Genomic DNA, 11,700 nt, shown 5'->3' on the forward strand with positions numbered 1-11,700 from the left:
GTCCCCCTGTGGATGTCCGTATGTATCGTTGATCTTCTTGAAGAGGTCTATGTCTATCATTATAAGTGACAGCGGGTGTCCATACCGGCTTGCCCTTTCCATCTCCCGCTCCATGAGTTCCTGGAAGTAGAGGTGGTTATATAGCCCGGTCAGGCCATCCCTGAATGCCAGTTTTCTCAGTTTTTCGTTTGCTGTCTGGAGTTCACTTGCAAATTTTTCAGCCCTCTTTTTTTCCTGCTTGAGCTTGATAACAAGCTGTTCATATGAGAGGTTAACCCTGCCGAGTTCCTCATTGGCATCCATCAGGAGTTCAGAGTAAGGTTTGAAGTTGCCCGGATCGAGGTTGTAGGAAGAAAGTATCTCAACGGTTTTTTCCGCTACAGAGTCTATATATGAGTTTGCAAAGCCTTCTTCAAGCCCGAATTCATCCTTCAGAAAGGAACGGAGTTTATCCAGTTTCTCAATACCCCTGCTGGAGTGATAAAAGGATGAGGCCATATCCGAGATCCTGAGTATTTTTACAGTATCCTTTAATTCCGCGGGACAGGGCACGGTGTTGTGGTGACAGGCAATCGGCAGAAAGATACTTTCGGGAAGGCCCCATTTCTTCAATAGCTCGGAGCCTGTTTTCTGATGATAATAGCCCAGCACTTTTTTTTCAGCTCCAACGACATCCATGTCGGTAAATCGCTTTTTATCGAGAACCTGCTGGTATTTAAGGGGGTCCACCAGATACATCACTATTATGCCGATATCCATAAGAAGTGCTGTTACAAATGTGTCATCGGTCTTTTTTCCAATATGCTTGGAGATGATCTCCGATGCAACCGCTGCAGTTAGAGACCTCTTCCAGAAAAAATTAAAATCGAACAGCTCGTTGTTGTCGCTCATCATATGGGAAATGATCATGAAGGAGAGTGCGATGTTTTTCAGGGCGTCCACACCGAGTATGCTTACGGCCTTCTCAAGGCTGTCAACCTTGTAGGGAAGGGCGTAGAACGAGGAGTTCACAATACTCAGTATCTTGGCAGTCAGGGCCGGATCGGATGCGATTATCTCCGACAGTTCTTTAAAGGAGAAATCGTCCTTTTTAACAGCCTCAAGTACCCTGATGGCAATGACGGGCGGTGAGGGCAGCCTCGTTGGATTAAGCCCTTCAGTTTTTAGATTTTCCATATAACGATGTTGCTTGCTATACCATCAAGTGTATTCATGAAACCACTGTACGTATAACTTATCGTCCGGTCTGAGAAAAACTTTAACATTTCTCCTTTTTTATAACTGTTCTTCCGTATTAGAAAATCCTCTCTTAATGAGTATCAAACGGAGTGAGAGCACACATGATTGTTCGGCGCGAAGTGCCTCACAACCATGGAAAAAGACTTAAGGGACATCCTATAGTCCCCTAAATTCAGTAATTAACGGCTTAATGCAGGGTGGGCTGAGCCTGTGCACCTCCCCGTTTCATCAAAAAGACAAGTGGCAGTATGGTTAACATCATGACAGCGAGCAGAAAGAACGCATCATTAAAGGCAAGCATATGTGACTGGCGCTGGAGTTCGAAATAGATTACGGCGTCAGGATTGGCTGTATGAATGCCGGCGGTTGTCATGGCTGAAGAGAGCTTTTCCTTTGCAATGGCATACGAGGGATTAAATGGGGTCAGATTTTCTACGAGCCTGAACTGGTGGAACTGAGCCCTACGTGCAAGCATGGTTGTGACAAAGGCCACTCCTACACTCCCGCCGATATTTCTCAGGAGATTGTACATGGCGGTTGCTTCCGTCATCTTCTCTTTCGGCATGTGCGAAAGGGTCATCGTGGTGAGAGGAATAAAGATGAAGCCCATCCCTACTCCGAGGATCACACGTGGCCATACCAGTGTCCAGAAATCTGCCTGGAGATTAAAAAGTGACATGAGGTAGGTTGAAAGTGCAGTTATGATTACTCCAAGCACAAGGATTTTTTTTGGGTTCTGTTTCTCGACGAGTTTTCCGGCTATCGGGAGGGCAAGCATGGTGGCGAGACCTCCGGGGCCAAGCACTACACCCGCAAGATATGCGGTATATCCCATTAGGGTCTGGAGATAAATGGGGAGCAAGACGATGCTCCCGAAAAGATTAAAGAAGACAAAGAACATAAGGAGATTTCCTGAGGTAAATGTCCTGTCCTTGAATAACCGCAGATCAACTACCGGATTTTTTGAGAAGAGCTCGATGACAACAAAGAGGATAAGTGCAAATACGGTTATAATTGTAAATGTTACGATTACAGAAGAGGAAAACCAGTCCGCTGTCTGTCCCTTGTCAATGACAAACTGCAGGGAACCAAGCCCAACGGCAAGCAGCATCAGTCCCCAGTAGTCTATCTTCATTTTTACCCTCTTCATGTAGGGTGGGTCCTGAATAACAAGGAGTGTGAGCAGGATGGATATTATCCCGATAGGAATATTTATATAAAATATCCACCTCCACGACCAGTTGTCGGTTATCCATCCGCCAAGAAGCGGGCCGACAATCGGGCCAAACATGATGCCCATGCCAAAGATCGCCATTGCCATGCCATGCTGTTTCCGGGGGAACGATTCGAGGAGTATTGACTGACTGAGCGGCTGAAGCGCGCCTCCTCCGATCCCCTGCATAACCCTGAAGAATACAAGGCTTCTGATGCTCCATGCAGAACCGCAGAGAAAGGAGCTCCCTGTAAAGATTGCAATTGATGCAGCCAGATAATTCTTTCTGCCAAAGACCTTGCTGAGCCATCCTGAAATGGGAATAATAATTGCGTTAGAGACCAGATAGGCTGTGATTGTCCATGTGGCCTCATTTATACCGGCGGAAAGACTCCCCCTGATATGTACCAGTGAAACATTGACAACGGATGTATCAATAATCTCAATCAGGGTCGGGAGCATTACCGTTAAGGCAACAATCCACTTGTTCACTTTACGAAGACCGTGGGAATTACAGACATGCCTATTCTCAGTACGTGCTCAGAATCCGTGCCTTTTTCAAAGACAATCTTGACCGGAATCCTCTTTACCACCTTTACATAGTTGCCGGTAGCGTTCTCAGGGGGGAAGAGGGAGAAGACTGCTCCTGTGCCTGCCATGATGCTGTCAACCCTTCCCCAGAAAACCTTTCCCGAATATGCATCCACCTTTATCTTGACCCGCTGTCCCGGCCTTATATCCTCCAGCTTCGTCTCCTTGTAATTGGCAACAACATAGGTATCGTTTAATGGGACAACGGCCATCAATGGCTGCCCTGCACGTACCTGATTACCTGCTGCAACGGATTTCCTCGTGATGTATCCATCGGAAGGCGCTGATATCCTTGTGTATGACAGGGTCAAACGTGCAAGTACCAATTGAGCCTTCCACTTTTTTATTATCTGCCTTTGTGCAGCTATCGAATTCCTGACCTGATTTATTACCGCCTTCTGGGAATCAACAGCAGTGCTTGCCTGGTCAATCCTCTTGTCTGCTTCTGTTAATTGTGCCCTGATAACATCGTAGCCGGTCTTTATCTTCTCATATTTGTCGCGGGAGATTACCGCTTCCTGAAAAAGCCTCTCAGCCCTTCTGAAGTCTGTTTCAGCCTTCCTGAATCTTGCAAGATTTAATTCAAAATTAGCCCTGGCAACCTCTACTGCTGACCTCAGTTCAATCAATCGCTTTTGGGTGGTAACGAGTGAGGCCTCCATTGATTTGAGCTGAGACCTCTGGGTGTCGAGTTCGGCCTGTGCGGCGTTCACCTTTTCCATATACATTTCAGGGTCTATCTCAACCAGCATATCTCCCTTTTTGACGTACTGATTGTCCCTTACATAAATCTTCTGAACAGTTCCTGTTACCCTTGGTGCAACAGTATGAATGTCGCCCTTAATAAATGCATCATCCGTTGATATATGAGTGCTCTTGTATCGCACGTAAAAAAATAGTCCGGCAAGAAAGAGGATGAGGCCGGCAAATAATATCATCAGTACACGGAACTGCTTCTTGTGATTGCTGTTCAACTCAGCCATATATTTATAACCTCCTGTCTTTATATGCATTTATGAGCAAGGTATCTGTATCAAGCGCCTCCGTGGCTGTTCCTTTACCCTCAGGATATCCTAATAAGGATAATCCTTCTTTATTTTTAAGTCAATATTTTTCACCTGCAGTGTTATTGCAAAATGATAATGTTACAAAACAGAATTATAATAGGGAAGGTTGGATACATGCGTTGGTCAGTTCTGAATCGACGGATACAGGAGAAACGCCTTTCTCAAAGAGACTATGCTAGGATAAAACAACACTTCTCTGATGATGTTCGTGATGCTATGATTATCAATCTGATCCCGGAGGTGATCGCAACTTCAACCAAACTCCTTGAAGCCTCTCCCCTTCGTGCGATGGACGCTCTTCATGTTGCGTGTGCAATAGTTTGGCGTGCAGACCTGTTTGTTTCATCTGATAAACAACAGGTAGCTGCTGCCGGTAAAGCAGGCCTTAAGATAAAATATGTGTAGGATGGTTAACCACTCGTTTCCACACGGGTGTCAACTGTTATCTAAAAAGGCAGTTCCGATATCTCCTGGGTCCCCTGTTCAAGAGAGAGGACACGGAGCATGGCACCTGAAAGACCGGCCCTCTCAAGGATCGACCTGTATTCTCTCAAATCCGAGCATCTCACCAAGAGCACCATTGATAATTCTCTGGGCAACAACACCGTAGTCCACTACAACATCAAGAAGGGGGCCTTCGTATATCTTGCCCTCTCTCCGCACGATAAACTCTGCCCTTGCAAGTTCCGAGAGATACCTGCAGAAGAGCGTCTTTCCTCCAAATTTTGCAGCAAAATCCGCAAGCAGGGACTTGTCATCAAGCGTGACCATATTCTCTTCAACCGGTATGGGCCTTCTCTGCTCCTTTGTTGCCGGTATCACGCAAAATCTGTTTTCAGGCAAGAGTTGTTCCCTGGTGTTTACAGCACGGGAAAGTGCCTGTCTGTAAACAGTTTGTAATAGTAATGATATACGGAAAGGGGCAGTTGAAGGCATGAGGGAGGGGAGTAAAGGCTGAAATATTCAAAGGTTTTGCGAAGACCTGCTTCAGAGAAAAACTTGATCCCGCAGGGTATTTGCCGTATCTGAAGAGACATCTTTATTCAAACCTTGCTACAATCAAATCAGATGCCTCAAAACAACCTCTTGAATATGGAAGGATGCATGAAACAGATTCTTGAAAAAACGGGATATTTATTGTTAATGATAGCATTGCAGATAGCTGTGTCCCTGTTGGTTCCGGGTGATGCTGCATCCATTCGTGCGGAGATGGGGGATACTCCTGCAGCCCCTACTGCAAGGATCAAGAATATTCAGGGGGAGAGTCCGGCAGAGAAAACGGTGAACCGGTTTGATGTTTACTCTGACAAGACGTGGAAGTTTGTCTGGGGGGATGAGTTTAACGGGACAGGGATCGATCCCCTGAAGTGGCAAGTCCTGGAAGAGGGACCGAACAACCTGGGAGAGGGCTGGCCGGAAGGGTATCGCAGGAAGGACAATGTCTACCTTGACGGTAAAGGTAATGCCGTCATCAGGTTCAGCCGTGATAAGGATGGCAACTTGATAGTTGGCGGCATGAAGTCAAAGGTTAGCTTCCTTTATGGCTATTTTGAGGCCCGGCTAAAACTTACAACTCAGCCGGGCTGGTGGGCGGCCTTCTGGCTGTACAGGGAGAGTAAGGGGTCAAATCCGTTTCTTCACGGTCTGGAGATAGATATTTTTGAAGATTTCTTCAGGAAGTCAAGGAAGCAGAATGTAGTCCAGGAGGCCCTTCACGTGGGGGTTCCCTCTGCCTATGCCAAGTCTTTTACCAATATTACCCGGGTGGACGACTGGAATGCGTTTCATGTGTTCGGGCTGAAATGGACGCCGCTGGAATATATCTTTTACATTGACGGTGCGGAGGTTCTGCGCTGGGGCAAGGACCAGGCGGTAACCACGCAGCCCTGTCAGGTGTGGCTCTCCTCCAACACCGGCAGTGTCAGGCGGGTAAAATTTACAGGTGATTACCGGGATGCCGCTCTGCCGGATTACTACGTTATTGATTACGTTAGGGTGTACAAAAAAAACATCGGGGACAAGAAGAAACCCGTTGTGGTGATAACCTCGCCTGCCGATTTCGGGCCACGAAGCGTGAAGGAGGGTGATAGTGTAACTATTGAAGTCTCGGCTGAGGATTTGGATGGCGGAATTCGAGAAGTATATCTTTTTGACAACGGGTATTTGCTGAAGACAAGGACTGGGCCGCCCTACCGTTTTAAAGTGACCTTCAATGATGCCTATTACTCGAAAACAGACTATATGAAGCCCGCCAATCTGAGGGGGGTTACCAGTTTGTTGACCGGGCATGTGTTTGTGGCAATGGCAAAGGACAACGATGGTCTGGTGGGATTTTCAGGCCCCAGGGAGTTCTACGTGGAGAGTACCATCCCAAGCCGCCCGTACAAGGGAAGGGCGCAAATCATTCCCGGGCGCATAGAGCTGCCGTATTTTGATGACGGTGGTCAGGGTGTTGCTTATTATGATACAGACAGTAAGAATACAGGGGCGGCAAAGAGTGATTTCAGGGTTAACGAAGGGGTGGACACCAACGGCAGGAGCATAGGCTGGATTTATGACGGTGAATGGCTCAAATACACGGTGGATGTCAAACAGGGCGGGAGGTATACTGTCACGGTTCCATTTGCTGCCGGTCCGGGGTCTCCCGAAGGAGGGAAAAAGGGTATCCGCCTGGAAGTGGACGGGAGATTTGTTGCGGATATCATGATGAAGGGTGTTACCGGTGGATGGAGTAAATGGACCACTGTCACCAGGAGGGGGGTAGTGCTGCCCGGTGGCAGGCATGTACTGACTGTGCGGATAGTGAACGGTTTTTTCAACCTCAAATACATGGATTTCAGGCTGGAGAAGTAGCCGGATAGTGGTATCTTTCAGAAAAATAAATTGGCCGAAAGACATTAAAGAGGCAAAAGAGGTACAGCTTGTCCTGAGAGAAGATGTTAGAATTCTTCCTTTAAGAAAGAAGATTAAATATGTTGCAGGTGTTGATGCGGCATTTTTTAAGGATAACGTTATAGCAACTGCCTGCCTCTATACATACCCGCACCTGATACACGTTGGTGACGCTTATGCCGTTACAAAGGTTCTGTTTCCATATATCCCCGGGTATCTCTCTTTCAGGGAAGGCCCTGCAATAATAGAGGCAATCAATAAGTTGAGTATAAAACCGGATATAATCCTTTTTGACGGCCAGGGGATAGCACACCCAAAGGGTCTCGGTATCGCTTCGCATATCGGGGTTCTTCTCGGAATGCCCACCATCGGATGTGCAAAATCAAGACTGGTTGGAGACTACGCAGACCCCGGGATTAAGAAAGGGGAATATTCCCACTTGAAATATCACGGCAAAACCATAGGGGCGGTCTTGAGGACAAGGGATAATGTGAAACCGGTCTTTGTATCTCCCGGCAACTTGATTGATCTGCAGGGGGCAATCGATGTTGTGCTTAAATGCACAGGCAGGTATAGAATCCCCGAACCCATCAGGTGTGCAGACAGTCTGGCAGGAAAGATTAAATCCGGACTATGTTAAGGTTAGCACCTCTTTTACAGATTAACCCGTCCTGAGCCTTCGACATCTTAAATCCCCATTTCCATTATGTAGCTGTTGAATAATTCAAGCCCCTGACGGTGTTTGTCGTCAAGGTCATAGGAAAGCTTTCTCCAGTAGGCTATGAGCTCTTCTTCGGACAGCCATTTCCTGAAGGGGCACGTCCTTGCTACTTTGGGCAGGTCCTTAAGTGCCCTCTCTTTGGCCTCATCGAGGTCGGTAATGAAGGATTTCAGCTCTGCTCCTGCTTCCCTGTTTGCTATCCACAAGGCAAAGACAAAGGGCAGTCCCGTCTTCCTGTACCATATATCACCAAGGTCATATATATAAAGGTTGGGATACTTATGTGCTTCCCTGAGGGCATCATCGCCTATGAGGAGGTAGGCGGAATGAGTTCTGAGGCCTTCCTCCAGAGGGAGCCCGGAGCTTTTCAGACTGCACTGAAGCTGATAAAACCTTGAAAGGACAATGCGGAGAAGGGCTGCAGAGGTCTCTGATTGACGGGTGTAGAGTACCGTGAACCTTTCAAGTGTCTCGACCGGCCTTCTGCTGAAGAGAAGTATGCTGCCTACAGGGCCCTCTGAGCTTACGGAGTGGTTGTTGATAAGTATGTATTTCTCCGGTCTCCTCAGGTATTCTATCGATGATGAGGGGCTTATCTCTATCCGTCCCTCCCTGAGGAGCCTGTTTATATCGGAAGGAACACCCTTGATGAACTCATACTTGCTGCCGGATGTCATCTCCAGAAAGTAGTAGATGGGATACAGGTTTGTATATGGTATTTTGCCGATTTTTAACATAACGGTTAGTGATGAATTTTAGCAAAAAGACGGAATATAAAGGAAATGGATTTTTGTTGTAATTTACGGCGATTAAACTCTTGCATTAAATGCTTTGATTAGGTTATAGTAATCTCTCGTTGGTTGAAGATTATAAAAATTTGACAAAAATATTTTCTTAGGATAAAATATTCTGGTTTTCTTTACAACGGTTTAAATGGAGGATTTACATTGCCTACGATAGCACAGTTAGTAAGAAACGGCAGGAAAAGGGTAAAGGAAAAGTCAAAAAGTCCGGCGCTTCAGAACTGTCCGCAGCGCAGAGGTGTCTGCACAAGGGTTTATACCACTACTCCCAAGAAGCCGAACTCCGCACTTAGAAAGGTTGCAAGAGTCAGGCTGACAAATGCTATGGAGGTAACGGCCTATATCCCCGGGATCGGGCACAACCTTCAGGAACATTCAATAGTATTGATAAGGGGTGGCAGGATTAAGGACCTTCCAGGTGTCAGGTACCACATAGTAAGGGGAGCGCTTGACACCATGGGTGTTGGAGACAGGCGTCAGGGCAGGTCCAAGTATGGAGCCAAGAGGCCAAAATAGGAGCGAGAGATGGCACGGAGAAGAGTAGCTGAAAAGAGAGATATCCTTCCTGACCCGAAATATAACAGTAAGCTGGTCAGCAAGTTTGTAAATGCAATAATGACAGATGGCAAAAAGTCTGTGGCGGAGCGGATCTGCTATGGTGCCTTTGAGATTATAAAGGAGAAGGCCAATGAAGACCCTCTCAAGGTTTTCAAGATTGCCCTTGAGAATGTCAAGCCGATTGTTGAGGTCAAGCCAAGGAGGGTTGGCGGTGCTACGTATCAGGTGCCGATTGAAGTAAGACCCAGCAGAAGGATGGCGCTTGCATTCAGGTGGATCAGGGACTTTGCAAGAAAGAGGTCAGAAAGAACCATGACCGAGCGTCTTGCCGGGGAGCTCATGGATGCCTACAACAAGACGGGTTCATCTGTTAAAAAGAGGGAGGACACCCACAAGATGGCTGATGCCAACAAGGCATTTGCTCATTACAGGTGGTAGGATGTAGAAGCCTCTGCGTTGTGTTGCGAGTTGTTTGGAAGTTAAAGCCCGCAGCCCTGTAGTTAACTCCTGCAAAAGGGTGTATTCCGAAACAATATTATATATTTCAGACACTAATACCAATTTTGTGTCTTTTTGAAGAGGAGAGAAGGTTTTGAGGTTCCCATTAGAAAAAGTAAGGAATATCGGGATAATGGCTCATATCGATGCCGGTAAGACAACGACCACGGAAAGGGTCCTGTATTATACCGGTGTAACGTATAAGATAGGAGAGGTCCACGAGGGTACTGCTGTAATGGACTGGATGGTTCAGGAGCAGGAACGTGGCATAACAATCACCTCGGCAGCAACTACGTGTTTCTGGAAAGACCACAGGATAAATATAATTGATACCCCCGGTCATGTTGATTTTACCATAGAGGTTGAGAGGGCACTCAGGGTGCTTGACGGCGCTGTAGCGGTATTTGATGCCGCTGCGGGAGTGGAGCCCCAGTCTGAAACAGTCTGGAGGCAGGCCACCAAGTATGACGTGCCAAGGGTAGCCTTTATGAACAAGATGGACAAGATGGGTGCGGATTTCTTTATGTCGGTAACTTCAATGGTGGAAAGACTTGATGCAAATCCGGTTGCAATACAGATACCCATGGGCGCTGAAGATAAATTCCGGGGACCCATAGATATAGTGAAGATGCGGGCCTATTACTTTGATGACGAGACCCTTGGTGCCGAGTTTAAAGAGGATGAAATACCCGAGGATTATCGTGCCCAGGCTGATGAATACAAGGACAAGATGCTGGAGGCCCTGTCGGATATAGATGAGGTCATAATGGAGAAGTATCTGAACGGAGAAGAGGTAAGTGAGGAAGAGATAAGGAGGGCCTTGAGAAAAGGGACCCTTGAGCTGAAGATTACCCCCGTAATTTGTGGTTCAAGTTTTAAGAACAAAGGGGTGCAGCATCTTATTGATTGCATAGTTGACTACCTTCCGTCTCCTGTTGATGTTCCGCCGGTTAAGGGTGTGACACCTGATGGCAAAGAGGTGGAGCGCAAGGCCGCTGACGATGAGCCCTTTGCAGCGCTTGCCTTTAAGGTAATGACCGACCCCTTTGTAGGGCAGTTGACCTACCTGAGGGTCTATTCAGGAGTGCTTGCAGCAGGCTCATATATCTATAACTCTACGAAGGACAAGAAGGAGCGCATCGGCAGGTTGCTGAAGATGCATGCCAATAAGAGGGAAGAGATCAAGGATGTCAGGGCAGGGGATATTACAGCAGCAGTGGGGCTTAAATATACCCTGACAGGAGATACCCTGTGTGATGAGGATAAACCGGTTATACTTGAGGCAATAGAGTTTCCGGAACCGGTTATCTCTATTGCAATAGAGCCAAAGACAAAGCAGGACCAGGAGAGACTCTCCTCCGCACTGATGAAGCTTTCACAGGAAGACCCCTCTTTCAGGGTTTCATATAATGAGGAGACCGGGCAGACGCTGATCTCCGGTATGGGGGAGCTTCATCTGGAGATTATTGTTGACAGGCTGCTGAGGGAGTTCAAGGTGGGTGCCAATGTGGGTAAACCTCAGGTTGCCTATCGTGAGACCATTAAGGTTCCAGCAAAGGCTGAAGGCAAGTTTGTAAGGCAGTCCGGGGGCAGGGGGCAGTATGGTCACGTGCTGATCGAAATTGAGCCCGTTGAGAAAGGTAGCGGCTTTGAGTTTGTAAGAAAGATCGTTGGTGGTTCAATACCAAAGGAGTTTATCCCTGCTGTTGAGAAGGGCGTGAAAGAGGCCCTTGAAACAGGTGTGCTGGCAGGATATCCAGTAGTTGATGTGAGAGTTACTCTCTATGACGGTTCTTATCATGAGGTCGATTCGTCCGAGATGGCGTTTAAAATAGCCGGTTCCATGGCTTTCAAGGATGGGGTCAGGAAGGCTAAGCCTGTACTTCTTGAACCGGTAATGGCTGTAGAGGTTATAACGCCGGAAGAATATATGGGTGATGTTATAGGTGATCTGAACTCAAGGAGAGGGAAGATGCAGAGTATGGAGAAACGGGGCAACGCCCAGGTTATCAAGGCACACGTGCCCCTTTCCGAGATGTTCGGTTACGCTACCGACCTCAGAAGCAAGACGCAGGGAAGGGCTACCTATACAATGCAGTTTTCCCATTATGAGGAGGT

11 protein-coding genes are annotated in these 11,700 nt (G+C 47.3%); 6 read left to right on the forward strand and 5 right to left on the reverse strand.

Annotated elements, in window-relative coordinates; genetic code table 11:
- The 3 genes from VST71_10045 to VST71_10055 form a co-directional block, all read right to left on the reverse strand.
- A partial coding sequence (locus tag VST71_10045; protein ID MEC4686056.1) for an HDOD domain-containing protein occupies positions 1-1,176 on the reverse strand: 1,176 nt, incomplete at its 3' end.
- Between the two features lie 250 nt (positions 1,177-1,426).
- Positions 1,427-2,944 (reverse strand): DHA2 family efflux MFS transporter permease subunit, encoded by a 1,518-nt coding sequence (locus VST71_10050; GenBank protein ID MEC4686057.1) that lies wholly within the window; start codon positions 2,942-2,944, stop codon positions 1,427-1,429.
- Positions 2,941-4,026, reverse strand: a complete 1,086-nt coding sequence (locus VST71_10055; GenBank protein MEC4686058.1) for an HlyD family secretion protein — start codon at positions 4,024-4,026, stop codon at positions 2,941-2,943. The genes VST71_10050 and VST71_10055 overlap by 4 nt, the downstream gene beginning before the upstream one ends.
- A 153-nt stretch (positions 4,027-4,179) precedes the next feature.
- Between VST71_10055 and VST71_10060 the strand changes: the two genes are divergently transcribed.
- Positions 4,180-4,515, forward strand: coding sequence for a type II toxin-antitoxin system VapC family toxin (locus VST71_10060; GenBank protein ID MEC4686059.1), 336 nt, complete (start codon positions 4,180-4,182; stop codon positions 4,513-4,515).
- Between the two features lie 123 nt (positions 4,516-4,638).
- On the opposite strand, the gene VST71_10065 is transcribed toward VST71_10060, so the two are convergent.
- Positions 4,639-4,932 (reverse strand): hypothetical protein, encoded by a 294-nt coding sequence (locus tag VST71_10065; GenBank protein MEC4686060.1) that lies wholly within the window; start codon positions 4,930-4,932, stop codon positions 4,639-4,641.
- 282 nt (positions 4,933-5,214) lie between these two features.
- Between VST71_10065 and VST71_10070 the strand changes: the two genes are divergently transcribed.
- A complete protein-coding gene (locus tag VST71_10070; protein MEC4686061.1) occupies positions 5,215-6,963 on the forward strand; it encodes a family 16 glycosylhydrolase in 1,749 nt (582 codons plus the stop codon).
- A 7-nt stretch (positions 6,964-6,970) separates the two neighbouring features.
- Positions 6,971-7,642: a deoxyribonuclease V gene (gene nfi / locus VST71_10075; protein MEC4686062.1), complete on the forward strand. Its 672-nt coding sequence runs from the start codon at positions 6,971-6,973 to the stop codon at positions 7,640-7,642.
- Positions 7,643-7,689: 47 nt separating this feature from the next.
- On the opposite strand, the gene VST71_10080 is transcribed toward nfi, so the two are convergent.
- Positions 7,690-8,460 carry a menaquinone biosynthesis protein gene (locus VST71_10080; GenBank protein MEC4686063.1) on the reverse strand — a complete coding sequence of 257 codons (771 nt, stop codon included), beginning with the start codon at positions 8,458-8,460 and terminating at the stop codon, positions 7,690-7,692.
- Positions 8,461-8,670: 210 nt separating this feature from the next.
- Here VST71_10080 and rpsL point away from each other — a divergent pair, with 210 nt between their 5' ends.
- The 3 genes from rpsL to fusA form a co-directional block, all read left to right on the forward strand.
- A complete protein-coding gene (gene rpsL, locus VST71_10085) occupies positions 8,671-9,042 on the forward strand; it encodes a 30S ribosomal protein S12 (GenBank protein ID MEC4686064.1) in 372 nt (123 codons plus the stop codon).
- A 9-nt stretch (positions 9,043-9,051) separates the two neighbouring features.
- A complete protein-coding gene (rpsG, locus tag VST71_10090; protein ID MEC4686065.1) occupies positions 9,052-9,522 on the forward strand; it encodes a 30S ribosomal protein S7 in 471 nt (156 codons plus the stop codon).
- A gap of 193 nt (positions 9,523-9,715) precedes the next feature.
- Positions 9,716-11,700, forward strand: a 1,985-nt coding sequence (gene fusA / locus VST71_10095) for an elongation factor G (protein MEC4686066.1), incomplete at its 3' end; no start/stop codon positions are given.

The organism is Nitrospirota bacterium (assembly GCA_035873375.1).
In the GTDB taxonomy this organism is placed as follows: domain Bacteria; phylum Nitrospirota; class Thermodesulfovibrionia; order Thermodesulfovibrionales; family JdFR-85; genus BMS3Bbin07.

Bases quoted from the DNA above. Each gene is read 5' to 3' on its own strand.
- VST71_10055 (MEC4686058.1), bottom strand. From the start codon at position 4,026: ATGGCTGAGTTGAACAGCAATCACAAGAAGCAGTTCCGTGTACTGATG.
- VST71_10060 (MEC4686059.1), top strand. From the start codon at position 4,180: ATGATAATGTTACAAAACAGAATTATAATAGGGAAGGTTGGATACATG.
- VST71_10070 (MEC4686061.1), top strand. From the start codon at position 5,215: ATGAAACAGATTCTTGAAAAAACGGGATATTTATTGTTAATGATAGCA.
- VST71_10080 (MEC4686063.1), bottom strand. From the start codon at position 8,460: ATGTTAAAAATCGGCAAAATACCATATACAAACCTGTATCCCATCTAC.
- rpsG (MEC4686065.1), top strand. From the start codon at position 9,052: ATGGCACGGAGAAGAGTAGCTGAAAAGAGAGATATCCTTCCTGACCCG.